Genomic DNA, 23,788 nt, shown 5'->3' with positions numbered 1-23,788 from the left:
ATGATCGGGGACTAGGGAATTACGCCCACCCGGACAGGACAATTTTTCCTATCATTGTTCCTTGCTCTACTATGGCATGGGCTTGGCGCAGGTTCTCAGCGTTGATCGGTGTCAGGTGCTCCTTCATGGTGGATTGCAGGGTATCGGCATCAATCTGCTTGCTGATCTGATTGAGCAAATTACCCTGCTCGGCCATATCATGGGTTTGATACATGGAGCGGGTAAACATGAATTCCCAGACGAAACCGGCACTTTTGCTTTTTAACGGTTCCATATCCAATGGCATATCACTTTCGACAATACTGCAAATCATGCCCTGGGGTTTGATGACTTGCGTCATGGTTGCCCAGTGGCCGGCTGTGTCATTGAGGCAGAATATGTAGTCCACTGCCGGGAAGCCGAGTTCAGCCAGTTGTGCCGCCATATCCTGCCTGTGATTGATGGTGTGATCGGCGCCCATCTTATGGCACCAGTGCTGGGTGTTTTCCCGTGATGCCGTTGCGATTACCGTCAGCCCTGAAATCTGGCTGGCCAGTTGAATTGCTACAGAACCGACACCGCCAGCACCACCAATGATCAGCAGGCTTTGCTGATCCTGCGTGCCTTTGGGGTTGATATTGAGCCGGTCAAATAATCCTTCCCAAGCGGTGATACTGGTCAGAGGGAGTGCGGCCGCTTCCGCCATCGACAGTGATTGCGGTTTTTTTCCGACAATGCGTTCATCAACAAGCTGGTATTCGCTGTTGGTGCCGGGGCGAGTGATATCGCCAGCATAGAATACCTCGTCACCAACGGAAAACAGGGTGACGTCTTCACCGACAGCGACGACCGTCCCTGCAGCGTCCCAGCCCATAACACGAGGCTGTGGTTCAATTTTGTCTTTGGGGGCTCTTACTTTGGTATCAACCGGATTGACCGAGACGGCTTCCACCCTCACCAGAATATCCTTGCCTGATACAGCCGGTGCTGAGAGTTCGACATCCATCAGGCTGTCCGGGTTTGATACAGGTAAATAATGGGTCAGTGCGACAGCTTTCATTGGTGGTTCCTCAAGCATGTTGGTTGTAATAAGGATAATCGGTGTAGCCGGTTTCATTTCCGCCAAACAGGGTGGTGGGATCGGAAATGACATTCAGCGGTAATTGATGCTGCAAGCGGTAGGGCAGATCGGGGTTGGCCAGGAACGGGCGGCCGAAAGCAACCATATCGACCAGGCCAGCCTGCAGTAACTGGTGAGCCGTTGCCTGAGTATAGTTACCTGCCACCATGATGCTGCCTGTAAACGTCTCTCTCAACGCTGTCCGGAACTGAGGTGACACCTGAGGCGCGTCATCCCAGTCTGCTTCGGCCAGGTGAATATAGGCAATGCCGAGCTGCTGGAAGTGTTTGGTCGCTTCTAAAATGGCTTCTGTTACTGAAGGATCATTCATGCCCCGCTGAGTAATGAAAGGCGCAAGCCGGATCCCGACATTTTCGGCACCAACCGCCTTGCAGACCGCTTTAACAATCTCAATAGCAAAACGGATGCGATTTTCAATTGAACCGCCATACTCATCGGTTCGATGGTTGGATGTACTGCGCAGGAACTGGTCGATTAAATAGCCATTTGCAGCATGAATTTCCACCCCGTCGAAGCCGGCTTCGATGGCATTGATTGCTGCCTGACGATAGTCTTCAATGATAGCCTGGATCTCATGATGCTCCAGCGCTCGGGGAACAGGGCAGTCCTGCATGCTGCCTACGCCGTCTTCATCAACCACCCAGACTTGTGCGTCAGGTGCAATGGCTGAAGGTGCAACAGGTTGGCCGTCGTCGTGAAATGACGGATGTGACATCCGGCCGACATGCCAGAGCTGTGAATAAATTTTACCGCCTTTAGCATGGACGGCCTGCGTGATAAGGCGCCAGCCCTGTATTTGTTCAAAGGAAAAGATACCGGGTGTGAAAGAATAACCTTTACCCTGCGGTGAAATTTGTGTGGCTTCAGTGATAATCAAACCCGCACTGGCACGCTGGGCATAGTATTCAGCCATCAGACGATTGGGAATATCACCGGGTTGGGTAGTGCGGGATCGTGTCATTGGGGCCATTGCAATCCGGTTGGGAAGCACAGCAGCACCAAGTTGATGTGGTGTGAAAAGTAGTGAATCTGACATCATGAATCTCCGTGGGTCATCGTACATTCATCAGAATGATGTACGAGTATTGGGTTCAGTCATAAGACATTTACAGTGTATTGATTCAGAAAATATTTATAATTAGCGTAAATACGAAAACATACTTCATAAAAGCTGAATAATATGGCAAAAACAGACGACATGGCCTTGTTTGTTCAGGTGGTGAAATCAGGTGGACTGGCGGCTGCAGGGCGTAAGCTGGGGTTGTCGCCTGCCAGTATGACCGCCAGGATGAATCAGCTGGAACACAGATATCAAACCCGTTTGCTGAACAGAAATACCCGGCATATTTCAATGACTGAAGCGGGCTATCGATTTTACGAGGCTTGTCTGAGAGTCGTGGAAGAAGTGGAAGCCGCTGAAGCGGTATTAACGCAATGTGAGGCGGAACTGTCAGGTTCCTTGCGTATTACTGCGCCATCCGATTTTGGCAGGCAATATGTGGCGCCGGCATTGGCGGCGTTTTCAGAGGCCCATCCTAAGGTTGCGCCGCATCTGTATCTGACCGATGGCATGGTAAAACTGGTGGATGAAGGCATAGATATTGCCATCCGGCTGGGCAACTTGCCTGACAGCAACCTGATTGCAAAGTCGTTAGTACAAAATCGCCGTGTGGTGTGTGCATCGCCGGCTTACCTGGCGAAAGCGGGGCACCCGGAGCACCCCAATGATCTGCTTCATCACAGATGTTTAGTGATGGAGTGGGCCGGACAGATTATGAATGAGTGGCACTTTGTCACTGATAATGGCCCCATAACGGTGGAAGTTGAACCGGCGATGATTTGTACCGATGGAGCCTTGGTACGTCAATGGGCTGTGGAAGGCTATGGTATCACGATGAAGTCCTGGTGGGATGTTCGGCAGGATGTGCTGGACGGCCGGCTACTGGTGCTGTTTGATGATCAGGTCAGAGGATTGAGTCTCAGTGATACCGATTCAGTGGCGTTACAGCTTGTTTATCCCGGTCGGAAATTTCAGCCAAGGCAAGTTAACGCCTTTTCGCAGTTTCTGATGGACTGGATGGAAAAATGAAAAGACTTCCCTAGCGTACGCTTCAGGGAAGTCGCCACAGTGATTGTCTTGTCCTCAGGCAACAGAAACCTGCACATGGCAACCTTGCCGGTAGAGCATCTGCATCAGCAGGCCTGCGGCCAGCACTATAACGCCCATAATGACAAAACCCATTTCGGTGATCTGCAGGTAGCTTAATGCCGCAATCAAGACATAACTCAGGCTCTGGCTCAGGGTCGAGAATAATTTCAGACCGCCTTCTATCCGCCCGCGCTCATGCACATTAACTTCGTGGTTGAGCTTATTGGTGCGGGCGATACGGTTTAAGGCGTTGAAAAAGCCCAGGATCACGGTGAGAGAGACCAGTACAACCGGTGTTAACCAGACGGCCATGGTAATCAGCAGGCTCCCCATGATTATCACGGAGTACATCATGGCTTTTTCATGGCTGATGCGTGCCAGCAAACGCGTTACCAGCAGGCCGGTAAGCAAGGCGCCGATGCCATAGCTCAGCGACCAGGACGCAAACCAACTGCCACTGATGTTGTGCTCAGAGAAATACACAGGTACCAGTTTCGCCAGATAGGTGAGCATAGGGTAGGTCAGGCAGGATAACGCCAGAAACAGGTAGAAAGCGGGCTGGCGGGTAAAGATGGTTCTGCTCTCTGCCAACTGTCTGAAAAACGCCTGAGGTTGACTGGATGACAGCCGGCGGCGATACGGTGTCAGCCAGTAGCTCAGCGCGGCAATGCCAGAGGCCAGCGTTGCCAGCAAGGCGAACTCGCTCATCGACCAGGATGTCAGCAGCACTATGCCCGCCGCCCCGGCACTCAGTGTGGTCAGTTGTATGACGACTTCCTGCTGACCCGTCACTCTGGCGTAGTCTGCCTTGTCATAGTTTTCCTGAGTGAAGGCATTATTGGTGCTCCAGGCGACATCGTTGGTCAGCCAGAAAATCAGTTGCGCCAGTGCCAGCAACCAGATGGAATCGGCCTGAAACCGGAAGGCGATCAGTACAGACAGTGCGGTCAGCGACTGAATAACCTGGATGACTATCAGAATGGCTTTGCGAGAATGTCTGTCAATCAGCGTGGCGGTGAAAGGGGTGGCGATAAACGACAAGGCAGTGCAAGTGAGCGAGACAGCCGCCACGAAGACCCCCATGTCGCCCTGATTCAGCATGATCCAAGGCAGTGCCAGCATGAACATCCCGGATGAAATACCGTCAAAAAAGCGCCCGGTGAGATAAGTTGCAGTGCGTGACATCCGTGTTTCCTTCTTGGTTATTGGTTATTGGTTATTGGTTATTGGTTATTGTTAGTGATGGGCAGAGCTTAAAACCTCAAGTAAACTTGAGGTCAAGAATAAAATATAAAATATCAGCATGTAAGGATTGGCGATGGAAATGACAGTCGGACAGGTCGCTGAACGCTCCAATGTAAAAGTGTCTGCGTTACATTTTTACGAGCAGAAAGGACTGATTCAGAGCTGGCGCAACGCAGGTAATCAGCGCCGATATGATCGCAGTGTGCTGCGCCGGATTGCGGTGATTAAAACCGCGCAGCAGCTGGGAATGTCGCTGGAGGAAATCGGCGAAGCGCTGTCTCATCTGCCGTTGGATCACGCACCGACACAGAAAGAATGGCAGGCAATGGCGAGCTTATGGCGGCATCAGCTTGATGAACGAATAATCAAATTACAAAAACTCAGGGATTCGCTGGGCGATTGTATCGGTTGTGGCTGTCTGTCACTGAACCGGTGTCAGCTTCGTAACCCCGATGATACGCTGGCAGATGAGGGTCATGGCGCGGTGCTGCTTGAACATCCGCGCTGAAACATTGTGGCTTAGTGGTTAAGGTTACAGGACGCGCGCCAGTTTCTGGCTGAAAAAATCGACCGCTGCCCTGATTTTCGGCACCTGATAGCGGGGCGTGTAATACAGCAGATATAGCCCCAGGCGCTCGGCAGACAGGCAGACCGGTGCAGGAAGGTCGACCTGGATGAGTTTGCCTTCGCCCCGGTCTTCGAAGGTTGACCAGTCTGGCAGCAGCGCCATCACTTTTCCTGCCATCATCAGCTCACGAATATAGCGACCGGAATTGGTTACAACATACGGCTCCAGATCCAGAGGCAGCCATTGCCCTTCTCTGACGATCCCCCACTTTAAAATGTGCTTTGGACTCCGATAGTAAGCAAGATGGTGAGCGTGCAGTTCAGTATGATCAGTTGGCAGGCCATAACGCTCAATGTACTGGGGTGTCGCGCACAGGTGTGGCGTGTTATCACATAACCAGCGTGCGTGAATACGTTCATCCGGCAGATATCCGCCACGAATAGCGATATCAATTTCTGCTTTTGACAGATCGGTCAGGCGGTCTGACACATCGATATCGAGTGTGATATCAGGATACAGCGTCTCGAATTCACTAAGATGCGGCAGTACCTGACTGTCAAAGTAATGGCTCATACAACTGATCGTCAAAATACCTGACGGGGTTTGCTGATAGGTGTTTACCAGTTCCTCCGCCTGACGAATTTGCTCAAGGACCTGCTGACATTGTGTCAGGTAGGCTTTGCCTACTTCAGTCAGGTTGATGGTCCGCGTACTGCGTTTGATTAGCTCAGTGCCGAGCTGCGCTTCAAGCCAGCTCAGCTGCCGCGAGGCGCTGGAAACGGGAAGACGTAATTGCTTTGCGGCGCTGGAAATGCTGCCACACTGTAATGTGGTGACGAACACTTCCATGGCTTTGAGTTTATCCATGTTTATTTTCCCATTTCACGCAAAAGTGTTTCTTTAATTTGCGGTCTTATTTTCATTTTCAGCAAGAGTTAGAGTGTGCCTCAAGACAACGACAGGAACAAGATCATGAATTACAGTGCCATTCTTCTGAAAAAACGCCCAGACATCACCATCACGTCAGATATTTTTGAAAAAGTGTCGAGGACAGTGCCGGAAATTGCCGAGGGCGAGTTTCTGGTCAAGCAAACCCACATGTCACTGGACCCGGCCATGCGCGGCTGGATGAGTGCCGATCGTGAAAGTTATATTCCGCCTGTGGAGCTGGGAGAAGTGATGCGCTCAAGCGGTATTGGTGATGTGGTGGAATCCCGCCACCCGGATTTTCCGGTGGGAACCCGTGTGATGGGTATGATGGGCTGGACGGAATATTTTGTTGCCAAAGGCGGTTTGTCGCCAGTGCCGACCAGTGTGCCGCAGGAAGCCTTGCTCTCTGTGGTGGCCTTGCCGGGCGTGACAGCCTATCACGGCCTGTATGAAGTGCTGAAACCGCAAGCGGGACAGACACTGGTAGTGACTGGCGCAGCAGGCTCTGTGGGCTCTATGGTTGGCCAGTTAGCGAAGCTGGAAGGCGTGACTGTCATCGGTGTGGCTGGCAGCGACGAGAAATGCCACTGGCTGACAGAGACACTGGGTTTTGATGCCGCAATCAACTACCACGATGAGGATTTTGCTGCCAAGCTGGCAACCGCCGCCCCCAACGGCATTGACTTATTCTTTGAAAATACCGGCGGCGTTGCACAGCAGCACATTTATCAACGCATGAACGCCCATGGTCGTGTGGCTGTCTGCGGCATGATCGCCGATTACAACACCGCGACACCACAGCCGGGTCCGAACTGGATGAATATTGTGCGTAAACGACTGATGATACAGGGGTTTACTATGCCGGATCATTTCCATCGGTTTGCGGAATACGGTCAACAACTGGCAGAGTTGATGATGGCCGGCAAGCTGCAGTATCGTGCTCATACCCTGCAGGGTCTGGATAGTGCCATTGAAGGGATTAACCTGCTGTTCTCCGGTGAGAATAAAGGTAAGTTGATCGTCGAGCTTTAAACGCTTTCACGGCCGTATCGATGGAAACGGCCGTGCTGTATGGCAGTGTCTGCAATCAGAATTTCATTTGATCGTTTCCGGGCCAATGGTAGACATATTCATCAACCACTGTACCGTCCGGTGCCTGCCAGGTTTGCGCACAATACTCTGTTCCCCCCATCCGCTGATAAAAACCTATGGCCGGCAGATTGGACGCCAGCACTTCCAGATACAGGCTGTCTGACTGAGCGTGCTCGGCCATAATCTTTTTTGCCGTCGCGAGAAGCTGCTTGCCAATGCCCTGTCCTTTTATTTCAGGGTTAACGTGCAGGTTATCGACCAGCGTGCCTAACTCAGGATGGGCATCCAGCTCTATGCAGATAAAGCCACACATTTGCCCGTTTTGTTTCGCAACAAGAATGTGCCGCTGGCTCATGGGCTGAGTCAATCGCGAGTACCAGGTCTGATATCTGTCTTGATGGATATCGTGCATCAGATATTGTTCTGACAAGTCGTTGCAATACACAGCCTGCCAGTTGCGAACATGCAGTTCGGTAATTGCGGAATGATCATCAAGCGTGGCGTAATCAATGGTTAGCATAAGGAACTTTTTCTCTTAACATACTGCTTTAAAAGTATTATGCATGAATGGCGTATCAGGGGAAGCTGGCAGCAAAATTTCACCTGTAACAGGGCGATAAAACCTTATCTGCCTCAAATTTTTGTTGCCTGCACCGTGATTTCATCCCGGTAATGAATAACACTGCTGGCGGCTGAAGTACTTTCAGGGATAAATGAAGCGATGATCAAAGCGCTTTATGAAAGCTATCAGTAATAAATGATAACGATAATGACGTGTACGAACAGAAAGAGAACACCACCATGTCGACAAAGACCATTCTGGTTGTGGATGACGATGTCGAAATCCGCGAGTTATTGCAGGAGTATCTGGTTAAATCCGGCTATGAGGTGATAACCGCAGAAGATGGCGTTGCCATGAAGCAACAGCTTGAAGCGCATACGCCCGATGTCATCTTGCTGGATGTGATGATGCCGGGGGACGACGGCTTTACATTGTGTCAGTTTGTACGGAAATCATCGGAAGTACCGATTATGATGCTGACAGCCGCTTCCGATGAAATGGATCAGATTCTGGGGCTGGAGATCGGCGCTGATGACTATATCGCTAAGCCATTCAGTCCGCGTCAGTTGCTGGCACGCATTAAGGCGCTGCTGCGTCGAACCCGCCCTGTGGCCGCGGAGGAGTTGGTACAGCCAACGGCATTACCGCGCGCTATCCGGTTTGGACACTGGCGTCTGGAGACTTTGTCTCACCGACTATATGACCTTCAGACAGAACAGGACTATGAACTGACGGGCGGAGATTTCAGTTTGCTGATGTTATTTTTATCCCGTCCCAATGAAGTGCTGGACCGGGACACCATTTCCAATGCTACCCGGGGCCGCGAAGCGCTGCCGTTTGAACGGGGGATAGATGTTCAGCTCAGTCGGTTAAGACAGCGGCTGGGCGACAGCGGTAAACATCCTAAATACATCAAAACCATGCGGGGTAACGGTTATATTTTTACCGCGCCAGTGACCTATGAAAATTAAATAAAACCAGTAAGATAACGCGGATGAACAGCAAAGTATCAAAGTATGCTGAATCTGATTGAAGTTAACGTTAAGGTAATTGAAACACTATGGCACGATTAGACATTCTCACCGCCCCGGATCCCCGCTTAAAAGAGCAGGCTATTCCTGTGACTGATGTTGCTTCTGTTCAGACACTGGTGGATGACATGCTGGAGACTCTGTACGCCACCTCTAATGGCATTGGCCTGGCGGCGACTCAGGTTGGTCGTCGTGAAGCTGTGGTGGTGATTGATATCTCAGAAACCCGAGATCAACCCTTAGTGCTGATTAATCCGGTCGTGGTGAGCGGTGAAGATAAAGCCATGGGGCAGGAAGGCTGCCTGTCGGTGCCGGAGTATTACGCTGATGTTGAACGTTATCAGTCTGTGGTTGTTACAGCGCTTGATCGTCAGGGTAATTCAGTAACGATTGAGCGTGATGATTTTCTGGCAATTGTGATGCAGCACGAAATTGACCATCTGCGCGGAAATCTGTTCATTGATTATCTGTCGCCACTCAAACGACAAATGGCGATGAAGAAAGTCAAGAAAGCCGTGAAGGTAATGGCGAAAACAGCCTAAAGATAATGAATAAAATCATCCGAGTGAGCCTAATGGCGAGTATTTTGACAAGCTGTGCGAGTGAACCGCAAGAGGAGCCTGTAATCCATGATGCTTGGCTGGAACTGGTCGCAGGGAAAATAGAAAAGAATGGTGGAAAAGTCATCTGTGCTAATCCGATATATCAGAAATGTATGAATATTTCTGAAGGTGTGTGCACCGTTGAGATATCACCTGCTTCGAATTATTGTGCTTCAGATTCCATCAAACGTTATGGGGCTCTGTCTGAAGATAATATTGAAGATTATTTCGTGAATTATCAGGCTTGCATGATGTTTGAACATGCCCGGTTATATGACCTTGACTGGCTAGTGCCACTTCGGTGTATGAGTAAAAATGCGAATGATCATTTTGACAGTCGATCGCTTCAGATATTATTTGACTGAGCATCTTAAAGAGTATGAACAAGTAACGTATTTGGCTTGTCAGGTCAGGCATAAATTGCCGGTTTTAAGTCTTCTGAATCACCGTTTGCGCGGATTATTCGCTATAGTGTGGCTAGCCGGCATCTGAACTGACGCAATTGCACCGCCTGAGAGGTCACGTGAAACCTGAATTTCGTCCTGTCAATGTTGATGAACACTTTGCCGTTTGCATGGCCTTCCGGCGCGATGCTTTTGTGTGTACGTTTCAGTCAGACAGCGGCTTTGGGCCGTTTATTCACGGTTATGAAGAAAGAATGCGTGCCCGGCTGGTGGATCCCAGATGGTATTACATTCATATCTGGCATAATAACCAGATTATTGGTCAGTTAGAATTTAAGTGTTTTTCCGATCAAGCCGAAACGGGCTATATCCACCTGATTTATGTTATTCCTGAATACCGTGGCTCCGGGGTGGCTGATGCCGCACAGCAGTTCATGGCAGACATGCTACATCAGGCAGGCTGTCAGGCTATGCTTTTAACCGTCAGTCGCACTAACGAAAGGGCGTTACGGCATTACCGTCGCTGGGGCTGGCAGCGTGTTGGTAAGGATGGCAGCCTGCGCGGGACAGATATCTACCGCCGTGAGATTTGGTCACACAAATTAGTGTGATTTAATTTCAGCGGGTAATGACAATATGTCAGAGCATTAATTAAGGAAGATGACCTCAATGTATCGCATTCTAAGAGCTAGCGTTCTGGGTTCAATGGCAATATTTTCTTCAGCGTCTTATGGGATATCCATGACAGATCCTATCGACGGCATGTTTGACATGGGGGAATATCTGGCTGAAAACGCTTACGGCTTTCTTCCGGTTCCTGTGATTATTACCGAGCCGGCATTAGGTGGTGGCGGTGGTATATTTGGCTTGTTTCTGCATGAAACTGACGCTGAAAAAGAAGCACGTCGTAAGCTGGCTCTGGAATCACTCGATGGTGGCGCAAGGCTTATCCCTCCTGCGATCACTGTAGCAGGTGGCGCAGCGACGGAAAATGGCACCTGGTTTGCTGCCTTAGGGCATCGCAGAACCTGGAATAAAGACCATATTCGTTATCTGGGCGGGATTGGCTATGGGGATGTCGTGATGGATATTTACGACGATTTCGGTGGCCGGCTTCCCGCCAGTCAGGCGCTGGGTTTTGAAACGCAGACGGAAGGTTACGGGGCGATTCAGAAACTCCAGTTCCGTGTTCAGGATACACCGCTATTGCTGGGGTTTTCTCAGTTCTGGACGCGTACGGAGGTGAGTGCGTCCAATCAGGTGGTGGATAAGATTTTTCAGCGTGTATTAGGAAAGAGTACGACCTCATCCGGTGTGGGATTCGTTGCTGAGTATGACACCCGAGACAACTTTTTCTTCCCGACAGATGGCTATCAGGTGACTGCCGAGTATATGTTCTTTCGTGATGGCATTGGCAGTGATTACGATTACGATACGTTTGCTTTAGATGGCCAGGTTTTCTTCCCACTATCCAAACAATTGATTTTGGCTTTTGCCGGTGATTACCAGTCAATGCGTTCAGATGATCAAAGTCTGCCGCCATTGGTGAAACCATATGTAAAATTGCGTGGTATTTCGGCCTATCGATATCAGGATGATTATGTCAGTGCGGTTCAGACACAGCTGATGTGGCGTATCGATCCCCGCTGGACGCTTTCAGGCTTTATCGGCACTGGCTCTGCTGCCAGCGAAAGCCACGATTTATATGAACACAGTGAAACCGCTTATGGCACAGGCTTTCGCTACCTGATTGCCCGCCGGTACGGTCTGCATACCGGAATTGATATTGCCTTCAGCGACGAAGAAAGCGCTTTTTACTTCAACATGGGATCGGGATTTTAACGAAAGCGAGTTAAAGCCGTTGTGGATTCAGTTACAAGATGGAGTGCCGATGCGGAATTTTGCGACGTATAAAGATTTATTTCCTTCATTCTGAGATCTGTGATCTGGCAAGGCTACCGTGTTAGCTGTGATACTCCTGTTAACGCAAACAACACGAAGACACAATGATTAGAGCATTTACAGACACAGACATGGAGCCGGTACTGGATATCTGGCTTAATGCTTCACTTAAAGCGCACGATTTCATTTCACCGAATTACTGGCTATCACAGGTCGACAACATGCGCAGCATGTACCTGCCGGCTTCTGAAGTTTACGTCTGGGTTGAAAAAGGCACAGTGAAGGGCTTCTATGCCCTGTACGAAAACCAGCTGGCGGCCATTTTCGTCAAACCCGATGTGCAGGGTAAAGGCATAGGTAAAGCATTGATCAGTCATGCTAAAAAACGTCGTGAATCGCTGTCGCTAAATGTCTACAAACGCAATGACGTCAGTTATCGGTTTTATCTCTCTCAGGGCTTTCGCGTCATCGGCGGTAACGTTGATGAGCACACAGGCGAAGGCGAGTGGGTGATGGGGTATGAGGCCGGCTAAACCGGCCCTGAGTGTGACGGCACACAGGTTAGCTTAGCGATGTCTGCATAACCGCTGCAACCCTCGGAACATCTACATATTTCTCATCAGTGCAGCCATCGCTATGCCGGCAGCAATAGAGAGCAGCGGTTTTTTCAGTACCAGGGTACCTACTGCTGTCACCAGCAGTGCTGCTTGAGCGCCCGTATCTCCCTTGATGAACATGGGCGCTATGATTGCAACGAGCACAGAACCTGACATCGCCGAGATAAACTGTTGAACACGATTGCTGATGGGAATGTACGACATGATGAAGACACCTCCCCAGCGGGTTGCTATTGTAACCACCGCCATAATGATGACGAGCAGCAGTGTACCCATTTCAGAGGTATCAATGCTCATTGTTCTCTCCTCCCAGTAAAACACCCATAATGCCGCCTGTGAATGCACCAACAATCACATGACTGTTTTCAGGCAGATACAGATACGCGGCAATAGATGATGTGGCCGCCGCAGCCCATATCACGTAAGTCTTATTGTTTTTGCTGCCTCCCAGCGCCATGGTAAGCAGGAAACACCCCATCACCATGTCGGCTCCAAAGGCGGATGGATTTTGTATGGCATTGCCGAAATAAAAACCGATCCAGGTACCAATAATCCAGAAAAACCAAAGGGCGATCCCGCCACCGAACAGTAAACCGAGTCCTTTGGACGTTTCATTTTGCGCAAAGGCCCGCATCGACAGCGCCCAGTTCGCATCGGATGCCACCAGCATGACGCCATAGCGTGTGGCCGGATTCAGGGAACGAATATGAGGATACAAGGTTGCCCCGATGAGCAAGTGCCGGGCATTAATGGCAAAGACTGTGATAGCTAATGGGAGCACAGGCACCTGGGTTCCCCAAAGATCTAAAGCACCGAACTGAGAGGCCCCCGCAAACACCAGTGCGCTCATCAATACGGCGGCGGCTTCATGTAGTCCCTCCTGAGACGCGGCTAAGCCAAAAGCGACACCGAAGACTAATACGAACAATGAGATAGGAACTAAGCTGACAAAGCCTTGTTGTATCGCATTCAATTCAAGCTTCAACTCTTGCGTATGCATAAAAACCATCATTTTGAATAATCTGAGATTGTCGAAACAATAAACTGGAATGGGAAAATCGAAAAGCGCATAATTCAAAAATCATCCATTCGAAAATCGAATAAATGAGTTATCAGGACTTACAGATAGATTGGTTAAAGAGCTTTGTGGCCGTCGTTGATGCCGGTTCCTTGTCGAATGCAACGACATCCGTTCACCGTTCGCAATCTGCGGTGAGCATGCAACTGAAAAAGTTAGAAAATGCCGTCGGACGGAAATTGCTCGTCAGAGGGAGCCGGCACAGTGAGCTGACAGCCGAAGGTCAGATGCTGTTGGGATACGCCAGACGAATTCTTGACTTACATTCTGAAGCGCAAGCCGCGTTCCATGGTGAAGAGCTGGTAGGCCAAGTCAAATTAGGGGTACCGGATGATTACGCAGCAAAATATCTTACGCCTGTGCTGCGCAATTTCGCCCCGAGATTCGGTGGGGTAGAGATTGAATTAAACTGCGAGCAGTCCACTTCTCTTATCCCCAGGGTAGAGAATAATGATCTGGATTTGGCCTTAGTCTCCAGAGACAACCCGAGCCGGGGTACGCTTCTTTTCCATGAACCTATGGTGTGGGTGGGGGCATCTCAGTTTGAAATCTGGCGTCGGGAAACATTGCCGATTGCTGTTTATGAAAGTGCCAGCCTTGCCAGAAGAAGTGCAATACACTCCCTTGCTTTGCAGGGTAAACCCTACAAAGTGGTGTATAACAGTTCGAGTCTGGCAGGTCAGATCGCTGCAGTGGAAAGTGGACTTGCTATTGCGGTATTTACCCAGTGTAGTGTGCCTCCTCACCTTGAAATACTTGGAGAAGAGCAGGGTTTGGGGCCGTTAGAGCCCATGGAAGTTTCTGTATACCGGAGCAAAAAATCAAAAGGCTCTCCGGCGGTAGATTACCTTCATGACTTATTGGTTCGTACGCTGAGGATATCTGCCGTTTGATTGTCACTTGGCTCGATGCCTCCTCAGTATTAATTGGGTCATTTAATAATGCTGGTTATCCGGCACAATGCCTTACTTAAGTGCGTATTTCGACTCAGGTTTATCGCGTTGTTGGTGGCGACCCCGATGAACACACTGACGAAGGTTGGAGGGGGAGGGCTACGGGAATTAGGCGCTCGAGTACACTTATACGGCCTAATCCCGTGCAGCAGGAATTACTTTCCGCTGTTGATCATCATTTCTAACCTATAGTCAGCGACTTCGTTCCGGCGTGCGGCAGAGCGCATCATATAAACCCGGACTTTGTAGTCACCAGACGCAGGCAGTTTGCCTTCATACTGGTTCTCACTGACTGAGCCGTTGAACATGGCAGCGTCGTTTTCACCCGGTGCAAGAATATTGAAATAGGTAGCAGTGTTCTTTGTTGCCATGCTAACGTTCATCTGCTGGCCTTCTTTGGCATTCAACACGTAGTCAACGACTTCATAGCCTTTTATACTCCCTTCGATCACCGCGCCGTTAGTGCCTTTCTGAAATTGAACGCGTTCAGTGCGAATATCATCGGCAGCTGCGGCGGCAGAGAGCATCATCGATAAGCCACAGAGTAATAACTTGAGGGGATTACTATTCGTAAGATATGCCGTCATATAATTTTCCTACTGCTTTCAAGAAGTCCAGTGTCGTGTTGCGGAGCGTACAGCCAAAGGCTAACACAGCTGTACTGATTGCATACAGTATGACTGGTTGGTTCTAATCTGCCAGTTTGTCAGCGGCTGAATCTCAGCCACTGTGATTGTATTCAGCGGTTATGCTTTTGACACCTCTGGCGTAGTGCGTTTGCCTCCCATTCCCCGCATCCATTTCATCAATGGACGTTCGAACAAGTAGTAACTGCATACAGACACAATAATTAGTACAGCAGTAAAGATAAAAATACCTGTCAGCACGGTTGCCGCAGATGTTTGCGCATACCACCATGCCGTCCAGTCAGGATTGATATGGTGGAGAATCTCCACACCGGCCAGCAGTAATACTGAGTGCCACAGATAGATGGAATAAGAGATATCGCCCAGAAATTGCGTGACTTTGTTATCGAGTAAACCGAGTAACAACGAAGAACGATTCTGCTGATTGGCCGCGACGAGTACCAAAAGTGCAAACAGCACATAAGTTGTCATAGTGACTGTGTAACTGATGCTGAACTGAAGCACTGAGATTAAAGCAATGATGAGCGCAATCAGTAACCCGTCATGATTCACCCAGCTTTTCATTCTGGGACTGAATGAGATTCGGGATAACCACATGCCTAATGTGAAGCCACAAATGCCTCGGACAAATGCATTCAGTGTTGAAGTGATATCTAATGTTCCATGCATGCTAACCATACCGCCAAGTACCATCATAATCAGGACTGGCAGCCAGGCATTACTCTTTGCTGGCCGCAAGAGCACTGACATGAGCAATGGAAAGACCAGATAGCACAGCCATTCAATACTCAGCGACCATCCGGCAATGTTCCAGCTTAAAGGCTGGGAAAGGATACCATTTACCAGAAACAGGTTTGGTACCAGGGTTTCGGTTCGGTTAAACGGGCCGGAAAAAGGTGGAATTCCTGTTGCACCCCAGGCATCAAATAACGGGCCGGCATAAAAGCCGATTTGGTGAATAGATTTGTAATATTCCCAGATAAAGAGTGCAGCCAGGGTGACAAAGAACAGAGGGTAGATACGGCTGAAACGCAACCACATAAATCCTCGCCACTTTTTCAAGCTACTGCCTGTGGCGAAAGTGGATTGATAAACATACATCATGACAAAACCACTCAAGATGAAAAAAATGTCCACCCAGAGATAGCCGTTTTCAAGAAAATGTGTGGATTCCGCAATACTGTCTCTCCATTGCGGAAACAGAATTAAACGCGCATGAAAGTAGGTGACGATGAGCGCGGCAATACCGCGAATCGGTGTTAATAAAGGGAGTTGACGTTGCATGTATTTGTCCTGATTTATGTTTTCTGTGCTTGCAGCAATTGGCCACGTGACGGGGGCATTGGCCGTCCTGACATTATCTGAGATTATTTTATGGCGAGAAATAATAAGTGTCTTGTTGCATTGTGTTCTGCGGGGCGATGGGAGGGTAAAATCGTGACTCTCGCGACGTATTCACTGTAACTAATTGAAATATTGGCAGTTAAAAGCAGCATTAGAAAGAAGGCGTCTGCTGCAGAAGAATTTGAACGAATGCTCTGCTTATTCGCCCTTATTGTTTTTGACCAGTAGCAGGGAAATAGGATTGATACGGCATTTCTCGCACTGGACTGATTATCCTGCACTGACCAAACGATCTATCATTCCCTTTATTGCCTTCATCTGCGGGGCGTCTTTGGTGTAATAGTTGTAGGGCGGCTGGCTTAAAGTACTGTAACCCCAGAAATCCCAGCAGCCGCGGGGGTTGTAGGGGATGAACTCAGACTTTTTCACCTGCGGGAACAGCACAATGATCTCGTTGGTATCGGCAACGTTCAGGTAGCCGGTTTCTTTTATGTAAGTCGTGCCGATAGCGGCAATGCCCTGGCGGCAACCGTGGACAGCAACATGCACTTTGCAGGATGCCGAGCGGCAGCTGGTGGGAATGTAGACATACGCCGTGTCGTCCATACTGGTGTGCGGGCTACTGATAAATTCACTTTGATCGAAGGCCATTAAGTCACCGCCGGGCGCTGCAGCGGGAGGATTCAGCGGGCCGTAAATGTGCGCCAGAATTCGCATTGCCTGCGGGATGTCACAGTTATTGATATAAGGAGCTTGTGTGAGATCGCAGGGGGTATCTGCCGGATCGCTGGTGATAAAGGCATGGCCGGCATCAACGCTGTTGTTATAGCGGATCTGCGCTTCAGGCACTCCCAGTTTCTGGTAAAAGGTCACGGCGGAATCGACCACACCTGTGACGACTGTTTCATCCAGCCGGCCTGAAAAAAGGTAAACCTGATCGTTTCTGAGGTGCTCAGTATCGTCTATCCGGCCGTTGCTGGCTGTTACTTTCGCCAGCTCCGCTAAGTATCCGCTGTTGGGAAACAGGGTTGACGAACAGCCACTCAGGCTATTTGCGCAGGGGTTCATGCAAGTTGTCGTCGCGTTGATTAGTGGGTTCACAAAGGGATTATTGCCCGCGCAGTTCCAGGGACCACCCGCAACAATCCCCGCCCCGACCAGTGATTCAGCAAATGCCACATGAAATTGCGCCGCCATGAAACCACCGGACGACAGACCAGAAATCGAGGTTTGATTGGCTTGTGCATTCAATGGCGGAAGCAGCACGTTTGTTGCCTGAGCTGAAGCAGAGAACAGCATGGCAAAGGTCAATAAACGTTGTAGCAGAGTGCGCAGCATCCTGAACTCCTGTCTGGTTAGATGACGTCCTGTCGTACGCTTTAAGCGAGAGTCTGGAAGGAGTATAGGTACGAATAAGCAATGTGTTGCGCAAATATGAATTTCAGATTTGCATCAAAAAGGCGGGTGATTTTGAGAGTGGCTGAACTGACAGCCACTGCCTGGGTTAATTGTGGTTATGTCTCTACCGGCGATTTTTTAGAGCCGGTTATTCTCAGATAGCACACGGCTCATCCCGTCTGATTGACCTTATCAAAGCTAATCAATGACTTGCCTTTCCATAGCACAGGCGTGCAGGCAATTAAGGCGATTGCCACATAGGTCATTGCTGAAAAATCTACCGATAAATCCGCTTGCGAGGTAACAAACAGGCTACCTAAGGCGCCGCCCAGACCAACCGCAAAGTGTTGCAGCGAGTTTTGCAGACCGATGATAATCACACGATCTTGTGGCGTGAGAGCGCTGATTAATTCGGTAATTAAGATAAGAGTGCGAGCAGAGCTGACAATGATAAAAATGACAAAGGCCAGTGCGGCAAGATTTACATTTTCTGTATGAAAGCCCATTGCTACAGTGATCGCCATAATTAATGAAAGTAGCCCTATTAACTTGCCAACTGTAAGATCACTCATTTTTGCTCTTGCGTAATATTGTATTAATACAAAAGAACCCAGCCCGCTTATTGTGTAACAAAGGCTCAGAAGCTTTTCAGGTATATCGAGGTTTATCGTTAGCATGACAGGGTATTGGGTTGATACGACAAAAGTGCTCAAAATGGCGGTGAAAATCAGCACAGCAGAGAAAAGTAATATCTTGTGATTTCGGAGTGAGCTAATTGGTGTATTTTGCTTAGTAACTCTTGTATATCCTGGGGTCGGCAACGATTTGGGAGAGGTTAAATGAACGAATAAAAACAAGAAGGCTGACAATATGAAAGCCATTCCTAATAGCTGAAAGCCAAACTGCCAGTGAGTTCCTGAGGACACCATGATGAGGCCAGGTACACCAAGAGCGAGCGCTAACGGAAATGCACTGATTAGAATTGCCGTGTTTTTCTTTTTTTTCTTTTCATCAGACATCAATATTAAATAATTCAGGTTTACAACAGCTAATGCTCCGCCAAAAACTCCCGTAAATATCCGAGCCAACAGCAAAAGAGCAAAGTCATCCAGCATTGAGGTAATGAGCGTTGTAATAGCTATACCAGCAAGATAGAAAAGGATTCTTTTTCTTTCACGAGTCATATCCTGTGAGCCTTTTATCATCAGGCAAGTAAGTGCTGCGGCAATAGCGTAAACAGACGTCAGATAGCCAGACTGTGAAGCTGGAACACTCGCTGCCAGTGCCATTATCGAGCTGAAAGGCACAATGACTAATGCATCCAGTGCAACCAGAAAATGAATCATAAAGCAGATATAGAGACTGCAATCAGACATGCGACGTGATGAAAAAAATGAAGTGAGCATTGTTAAGCCTTTCTGGTCTTGAGGAGTAAATTCCTATGAAAGATCTTATTGTATTAGCCCGAATTGAGTAATAAAGTGCGATTTATTGGTTTGATAATCCAGTATTTCGGGATAATAAATGATTGAGCAGATCGAGCAGCAGTGGTTGAAAAGTTTTCACTGTGTTTATGAGTACAACAGCTTTAAAAAGGCAGCAGAGCAGCTTAGTTTACCAACATCAAATGTCAGCCGTCATGTCGCTTTACTGGAGGAGAAGCTCAATACCCGGTTACTGGAAAGAACGACGCGTCGTATGACCCCAACCGAGGCGGGTGAGCAGCTTTACTCTACGACGCGGGTCTTGTTAGTGGCGCTGAATGATGCGCTTGAAGACGTCAATCAGCACTCTCAAACGGTAACGGGTCAACTCAGAATCCTGATGCCAGATATCCCGGTACTTGCAAAGGCAGTTGTGGCTTTTTGTGCAGAGCATCCTGCAATATCGCTATCTTGTGAAACCAGCCTGAGCCCTAAAGAGAGTTTACTGGATGGATTCGATCTGATCCTGAGCTATCATCGTGGAAAAATTACTGATAGTGGCTGGGTCGCGAAAGAGATAGTCAGGTTGCGAAGCACAGTGGTCGCTGCACCGGACTTGATCAGACAGCATGGCCGTCCTCACAAACTGGCCGATTTGAACCACTTGCCTTGTATCAGTAGTTTAACGGCGCTAAATGGTTCCCCCTGGGTATTCAGGCATTCAAACGGTCAGTTGCTTACGCAGAGTGTGAAATCGTCATTTAAAGTAAACAGTGGCAACATGGCAAAGTTTGGTGCGCTGGCAGGTCTTGGCTTCGCGATATTGCCTGAGGAATCGTGTACCGATGAAATCAACGCAGGCACATTGCAGATCATAGAGCTAGACGCTGAACCTGAGCCTCTGGTTCTTTATGCTTTCTATGCCGGGCGAAAACAATTGGCTAAAAAAATCACAATCTTCGTTGAGCATCTGCAAAAACACCTGAGCACTCAGTGAGCTAAACATTGTGAATGCAGAATATTTGGGTTCTTTTCCGGACGATTCAGGAAGACTGCAGTGTTTGCCGGATACAGTCGGTGAACCATCTGTAACGAGAGGCCAGCTCGCGATGGCGTTTCCGTACCAGATACAAAGGTTCTCTGGCATTGACGCTGCGGTGCAGAATACGCAGATCCTGTGCGTACGGGGACTCCAGAATGGTACTTTCCGGCAGGACGGTAAAACCGAGCCCGAGTGAAACCGGCAGTAAAATCTGGCTGAGCTGATTGATGTAGCCGCGTACAGGCAGCGAATCGTGCGGCACGGAAAATGTCAGATCTAACAATACACTGTCGAGATACCGGCGGGCATTGGGGTGATCGATGAATCCGGTTTTTGTGAGCAAGGCTTGAGACAACCTAGATTCTGATCATGTCACCGACGGAAATCGTTGAGGATGACAGCGCTATCGGTGAAATGTGTACCGATGTGTTTGGCGCGGGCTGGGGACGTTTTCGGATTGCACACCTCTCAACAGGGGATCGCATTGGTGTGGAACTGTTTCAGTTCGACAATCAGCAACAGCCGGATAACAACTTTGAATACTGGAAAACCGGTGTGTTTCACTTCTGCGTGCAGGACCCCAATGTCGAGGAACTGGCAGAGCGGATCGTGGCTGCTGGCGGAAAAAACGGATGAAAGCACCGCGCTATAATTACCCGGGCGAGAAGCCGTATCGCATGATTTATATGGAAGACCCGTTCGGGAATATTCTGGAAATCTACAGTCACAGTTATGAGCTGTATTATGCCAGCGGTGCTTACAGTCAGTGACGTCGATTCTGGCTGGCCTGAACGCTTTCAGCCAATTTGTACGTCTAAGTCTGATTGAATTGTTGAAGAACAGGCCAGTACATAGCCTTGTTCAATTTCTTCGGGTGTGAGCGTTTCTTGGCTGGTTGACGAAACACTGCCCGCTCGCACTTTACATTTACATGAACCGCAAATGCCGCTTCGACATGCCACAATAACCGGCAAACCCGCACCTTCCAAAACGTCTGCCAGAACCTGTCCTTTTCTGGCCTGAATACTTTGAGAAAAGTCTGGAACCGCAACCATTGTGTTTTCATCAGATAGCTGAACATCTTCTCGTGGTGCCGGGGTAAAACTCTCCTGATAAAACTGATTCATATCGAAATCAAGTTGCTTTAAATATTGCTGAGTATCAAGCATGAATTGATTTGGGCCACATAAATAAATGGTACGCTCTTTAAAATCCGGCACGAGTTGAGTTATCCAGTCTGCGTTCAGGCGACCTTGTGGATGAGAAGTGCCATGATTGTTTTTGAGCAGGAGTTCAAGGCGAAAATTTGGATAGATGGCATCCAGCGTTTCCAGCTGATCAAAATAAATCGTTTCTTCCGGGCTGCGGGCAATATGCAGAAATGCGATATCAACATTGTCCCGGTTATTTAACCAGTATGCTGCCATTGAGAAGACAGGAGTCACCCCGCAGCCAGCACTGATGAGCAGAGCTTTTGCGTGCCCGTTGATTGTTTGTGGCGGATGATCGATACAGTTAAAATCACCCGCTGGAGGCAGGGCCTGAACTGTGTCTCCTGGTAATAAGGAATCGATAATGTAGTTAGAGACCTTGCCGCCTGCCACACGCTTAATTGTGAGTTGAAGGTGCTCATCTTCGACAGCAGAGCTGATGGAATAAGCGCGAAACTCCATTTTTCCAGCAATTTCGACGCCCAGATTAATAAACTGTCCTGGTTTGAATTGAAATAGCAGTGACTCACTGAGTTCAGACAGCCTGATACTGACAGCATCTTGAGTTTCTGCATATTTGCCAACGCAGCGGAGCGTTACAGCCTGATTAGCTTGCCATTCAAAAAACATAGTCATCTCTTGGTTGTGGTAGATAAAGCCCCTGAGGCGGGGCTTATTGACGTTGACTTGTATTACGCGGCCAGAATTGTTTTCAGATCTTCCTGAACATTGCCAATGCTGCGCATATCAAATTTTTCTTGCATAATTGCAATCAGGTTCGGCGTAAGAAATGCCGGTGCGGTCGGGCCGGTATAAATACCTTTCACACCGAGTGCAAACAGTGTTAACAGGACAACAATTGCCTTTTGCTCAAACCACGAAAGCACCAGTGTCAGCGGAAGATCATTGATACCACATTCGAATTCACTTGCCAGAGTTAAGGCGAGCTGGATTGCTGAGTAGGCATCGTTGCACTGGCCTACATCCAGTAAACGGGGAATGCCGTTGATCTCGCCAAAGGTGTTTTTGTTGAAACGGAACTTGCCGCAGGCCAGCGTCAGGATCAGTGTGTCTTCCGGTGCTTCTGCTGTGAAATCGGTGTAATAACTGCGTTCCGCTTTGTCGCCGTCGCAGCCACCCACAAGGAAGAAATGTCTGATGTTGCCTTGTTTGACTTGATCGATAACAGCCGGCGCAGCATTCATTAATGCATTGCGACCAAAACCGACTGTAATATGATGCTCGATTTCATCATGCCGGAAGCCCGGCAGAGCCAGTGCGCATTCAATAACTTGACTGAAGTCATCCCCTTCAATGTGGCTTACGCCTGGCCAGCCCACAATACTGCGTGTGAAAAGACGGTCTGCATAATGGCCCAGATTTGGATTGAGCAGGCAGTTTGAAGTCATCACGATAGCGCCGGGGAAGTTTGCAAACTCTTTCTGCTGGTTCTGCCATGCACTGCCGTAGTTACCAACCAGATGGGCGTATTTTTTCAGCTCCGGGTAGCCGTGCGCGGGGAGCATCTCACCATTGGTGTACACCTTGACGCCTTTCCCTTCGGTTTGCTGCAGGATTTTTTCAAGGTCATGCAAATCATGACCGGAGACCAGAATGCATTTTCCTTTGACGGGTTTGACGTTTACAGTGCTTGGTTCTGGGTGCCCGAACGTGGATGTTTCCCCGTGGTCAAGCATCTCCATGACTTTGTAGTTCATAAGGCCAATACGCATGGAGCAATTAAGCAGTGCGTTCAGATCGCCTGGGTCCGACCCCAGCCAGGCCATGATTTCATGATATTCCGTGTAAATTTCATTGCTTGTCTGTTCAAGTACTCGAGCGTGCTCCATGTAAGCGGCAGCGCCTTTCAGGCCATAAAGGCATAACAGGCGAAGACCGATGACATCTTCGTGAAGCTTATCCTTACCGCGGTTTACCGCAACCTGAGGTGCGAACGCAATGACTTCTTCGGCTGTCTGCGGTAGTTCGAAGGTTGCGACGGCAGGCAGTTCTGAAATGGGCTGGTTTGCCAATCTCGCCGCCGCGGTGACTGCTGTCTTCAGTCGTAATTTGTAGGATTCGGCTTGGGAGGTCAGTTCCAGAATGCGATCAGGGTCAAAGTTAACATTTGTCAGTGTTGAGAAGAATGCCTTTGGTGCCCATTGGTTGATTTCGTTATCAATGATGCCGGATTCGAGGGCTTTTGTTGCCCAAAAAGAAACGCCTTGCAGTATGTAGACCAGCACATCTTGCAGATCAGAGACTTCGGCCGTTTTGCCGCACATCCCTTGTGCAAACGAACAGCCTTTGATCGCAGGGGTTTGAAGTGTCTGTTCGCATTGAATACAGAACATATTGGGTTCTCCAGTGATTTTAGCCAGACTTGGTTTTGTCTCTCACCAGAGTGCACGATGTGTGCCATATATTAACTTGTTGATTTTATTGTAACTTAATGGTTTTTAAAAATTA

The 23,788-nt window shown here is 49.0% G+C and carries 25 protein-coding genes and 1 pseudogene; 12 read left to right on the top strand and 14 right to left on the bottom strand.

Annotated features, from left to right (window positions below; genetic code table 11):
• Positions 1–19 precede the first annotated feature (19 nt).
• Together Q4491_RS16005 and Q4491_RS16000 are read right to left on the bottom strand one after the other, a co-directional pair.
• Entirely contained in the window at positions 20–1,039 is a 1,020-nt protein-coding gene (locus tag Q4491_RS16005) for a zinc-binding alcohol dehydrogenase family protein (protein WP_303458847.1), read from the bottom strand.
• A gap of 10 nt (positions 1,040–1,049) precedes the next feature.
• Complete coding sequence (locus Q4491_RS16000) at positions 1,050–2,159, bottom strand: alkene reductase (protein WP_303458845.1); 1,110 nt, start codon at positions 2,157–2,159, stop codon at positions 1,050–1,052.
• A 141-nt stretch (positions 2,160–2,300) separates the two neighbouring features.
• On the opposite strand from Q4491_RS16000, the gene Q4491_RS15995 reads away from it, so the two are divergent.
• Positions 2,301–3,209, top strand: a complete 909-nt coding sequence (locus Q4491_RS15995) for a LysR family transcriptional regulator (RefSeq protein WP_303458842.1) — start codon at positions 2,301–2,303, stop codon at positions 3,207–3,209.
• A 54-nt stretch (positions 3,210–3,263) separates the two neighbouring features.
• Here the strand turns inward: Q4491_RS15995 and Q4491_RS15990 are convergent, their stop codons facing one another.
• The gene (locus Q4491_RS15990; protein ID WP_303458839.1) at positions 3,264–4,454 is read right to left on the bottom strand and encodes an MFS transporter; all 1,191 of its coding nucleotides are present in this window, start codon (positions 4,452–4,454) and stop codon (positions 3,264–3,266) included.
• Positions 4,455–4,587: 133 nt separating this feature from the next.
• Here Q4491_RS15990 and soxR point away from each other — a divergent pair, with 133 nt between their 5' ends.
• Entirely contained in the window at positions 4,588–5,022 is a 435-nt protein-coding gene (gene soxR, locus Q4491_RS15985; RefSeq protein WP_303458836.1) for a redox-sensitive transcriptional activator SoxR, read from the top strand.
• A gap of 24 nt (positions 5,023–5,046) precedes the next feature.
• Here the strand turns inward: soxR and Q4491_RS15980 are convergent, their stop codons facing one another.
• On the bottom strand, positions 5,047–5,949 hold the full coding sequence (locus Q4491_RS15980; RefSeq protein ID WP_303458834.1) for a LysR family transcriptional regulator: 903 nt from the start codon (positions 5,947–5,949) through the stop codon (positions 5,047–5,049).
• A 105-nt stretch (positions 5,950–6,054) separates the two neighbouring features.
• On the opposite strand from Q4491_RS15980, the gene Q4491_RS15975 reads away from it, so the two are divergent.
• Positions 6,055–7,044 carry an NADP-dependent oxidoreductase gene (locus Q4491_RS15975; protein ID WP_303458831.1) on the top strand — a complete coding sequence of 330 codons (990 nt, stop codon included), beginning with the start codon at positions 6,055–6,057 and terminating at the stop codon, positions 7,042–7,044.
• Positions 7,045–7,099: 55 nt separating this feature from the next.
• Here Q4491_RS15975 and Q4491_RS15970 read toward each other — a convergent pair whose 3' ends face one another.
• Complete coding sequence (locus Q4491_RS15970) at positions 7,100–7,624, bottom strand: GNAT family N-acetyltransferase (protein WP_192016285.1); 525 nt, start codon at positions 7,622–7,624, stop codon at positions 7,100–7,102.
• A 281-nt stretch (positions 7,625–7,905) separates the two neighbouring features.
• Between Q4491_RS15970 and Q4491_RS15965 the strand changes: the two genes are divergently transcribed.
• The 6 genes from Q4491_RS15965 to Q4491_RS15940 all read left to right on the top strand — a co-directional run bounded on the left by Q4491_RS15965 (position 7,906) and on the right by Q4491_RS15940 (position 12,138).
• Positions 7,906–8,637 carry a response regulator gene (locus tag Q4491_RS15965; protein WP_192016286.1) on the top strand — a complete coding sequence of 244 codons (732 nt, stop codon included), beginning with the start codon at positions 7,906–7,908 and terminating at the stop codon, positions 8,635–8,637.
• Positions 8,638–8,726: 89 nt separating this feature from the next.
• Entirely contained in the window at positions 8,727–9,239 is a 513-nt protein-coding gene (def, locus tag Q4491_RS15960) for a peptide deformylase (RefSeq protein WP_237796153.1), read from the top strand.
• A gap of 32 nt (positions 9,240–9,271) precedes the next feature.
• Positions 9,272–9,664 carry a hypothetical protein gene (locus Q4491_RS15955; RefSeq protein WP_303458822.1) on the top strand — a complete coding sequence of 131 codons (393 nt, stop codon included), beginning with the start codon at positions 9,272–9,274 and terminating at the stop codon, positions 9,662–9,664.
• A gap of 158 nt (positions 9,665–9,822) precedes the next feature.
• Entirely contained in the window at positions 9,823–10,314 is a 492-nt protein-coding gene (locus Q4491_RS15950; protein ID WP_192017805.1) for a GNAT family N-acetyltransferase, read from the top strand.
• A gap of 130 nt (positions 10,315–10,444) precedes the next feature.
• Complete coding sequence (locus Q4491_RS15945) at positions 10,445–11,545, top strand: BamA/TamA family outer membrane protein (protein WP_303458817.1); 1,101 nt, start codon at positions 10,445–10,447, stop codon at positions 11,543–11,545.
• A gap of 164 nt (positions 11,546–11,709) precedes the next feature.
• Positions 11,710–12,138, top strand: coding sequence for an N-acetyltransferase (locus Q4491_RS15940; protein ID WP_303458814.1), 429 nt, complete (start codon positions 11,710–11,712; stop codon positions 12,136–12,138).
• Between the two features lie 72 nt (positions 12,139–12,210).
• On the opposite strand, the gene Q4491_RS15935 is transcribed toward Q4491_RS15940, so the two are convergent.
• Together Q4491_RS15935 and Q4491_RS15930 are read right to left on the bottom strand one after the other, a co-directional pair.
• Entirely contained in the window at positions 12,211–12,519 is a 309-nt protein-coding gene (locus tag Q4491_RS15935) for an AzlD family protein (protein ID WP_218386112.1), read from the bottom strand.
• Positions 12,509–13,222 (bottom strand): AzlC family ABC transporter permease, encoded by a 714-nt coding sequence (locus Q4491_RS15930; RefSeq protein WP_303458923.1) that lies wholly within the window; start codon positions 13,220–13,222, stop codon positions 12,509–12,511. Before Q4491_RS15930 ends, Q4491_RS15935 begins: the two co-directional genes overlap by 11 nt.
• A gap of 104 nt (positions 13,223–13,326) precedes the next feature.
• Here Q4491_RS15930 and Q4491_RS15925 point away from each other — a divergent pair, with 104 nt between their 5' ends.
• Positions 13,327–14,193: a LysR family transcriptional regulator gene (locus Q4491_RS15925; RefSeq protein WP_303458811.1), complete on the top strand. Its 867-nt coding sequence runs from the start codon at positions 13,327–13,329 to the stop codon at positions 14,191–14,193.
• A gap of 215 nt (positions 14,194–14,408) precedes the next feature.
• Here Q4491_RS15925 and Q4491_RS15920 read toward each other — a convergent pair whose 3' ends face one another.
• The 4 genes from Q4491_RS15920 to Q4491_RS15905 form a co-directional block, all read right to left on the bottom strand.
• Positions 14,409–14,840, bottom strand: a complete 432-nt coding sequence (locus tag Q4491_RS15920) for a hypothetical protein (protein WP_303458809.1) — start codon at positions 14,838–14,840, stop codon at positions 14,409–14,411.
• Positions 14,841–14,999: 159 nt separating this feature from the next.
• Positions 15,000–16,184, bottom strand: a complete 1,185-nt coding sequence (locus Q4491_RS15915) for an acyltransferase (protein WP_303458806.1) — start codon at positions 16,182–16,184, stop codon at positions 15,000–15,002.
• Positions 16,185–16,514: 330 nt separating this feature from the next.
• Entirely contained in the window at positions 16,515–17,582 is a 1,068-nt protein-coding gene (locus Q4491_RS15910) for a poly(3-hydroxybutyrate) depolymerase (RefSeq protein ID WP_218386098.1), read from the bottom strand.
• 230 nt (positions 17,583–17,812) lie between these two features.
• A complete protein-coding gene (locus Q4491_RS15905) occupies positions 17,813–19,048 on the bottom strand; it encodes an MFS transporter (protein ID WP_303458804.1) in 1,236 nt (411 codons plus the stop codon).
• Between the two features lie 118 nt (positions 19,049–19,166).
• Between Q4491_RS15905 and Q4491_RS15900 the strand changes: the two genes are divergently transcribed.
• Positions 19,167–20,063, top strand: a complete 897-nt coding sequence (locus Q4491_RS15900; RefSeq protein ID WP_303458802.1) for a LysR family transcriptional regulator — start codon at positions 19,167–19,169, stop codon at positions 20,061–20,063.
• A gap of 46 nt (positions 20,064–20,109) precedes the next feature.
• On the opposite strand, the gene Q4491_RS15895 is transcribed toward Q4491_RS15900, so the two are convergent.
• On the bottom strand, positions 20,110–20,463 hold the full coding sequence (locus tag Q4491_RS15895) for a LysR substrate-binding domain-containing protein (protein ID WP_303458800.1): 354 nt from the start codon (positions 20,461–20,463) through the stop codon (positions 20,110–20,112).
• Between the two features lie 8 nt (positions 20,464–20,471).
• On the opposite strand from Q4491_RS15895, the pseudogene Q4491_RS15890 reads away from it, so the two are divergent.
• Positions 20,472–20,878, top strand: a pseudogene (locus tag Q4491_RS15890) (lactoylglutathione lyase family protein); the annotation flags it as partial.
• A gap of 27 nt (positions 20,879–20,905) precedes the next feature.
• Here Q4491_RS15890 and Q4491_RS15885 read toward each other — a convergent pair.
• The gene (locus Q4491_RS15885; protein ID WP_303458797.1) at positions 20,906–21,949 is read right to left on the bottom strand and encodes a hybrid-cluster NAD(P)-dependent oxidoreductase; all 1,044 of its coding nucleotides are present in this window, start codon (positions 21,947–21,949) and stop codon (positions 20,906–20,908) included.
• Positions 21,950–22,011: 62 nt separating this feature from the next.
• Positions 22,012–23,673 carry a hydroxylamine reductase gene (hcp, locus tag Q4491_RS15880; protein ID WP_303458754.1) on the bottom strand — a complete coding sequence of 554 codons (1,662 nt, stop codon included), beginning with the start codon at positions 23,671–23,673 and terminating at the stop codon, positions 22,012–22,014.
• Positions 23,674–23,788: the final 115 nt, after the last annotated feature.

The organism is Photobacterium sp. 2_MG-2023 (genome assembly GCF_030547675.1).
Lineage (GTDB): Bacteria > Pseudomonadota > Gammaproteobacteria > Enterobacterales > Vibrionaceae > Photobacterium > Photobacterium arenosum.
The sequence above is the reverse complement of the archived record's forward strand: the minus strand, read 5'-3'. Positions and strand labels throughout refer to the sequence as shown.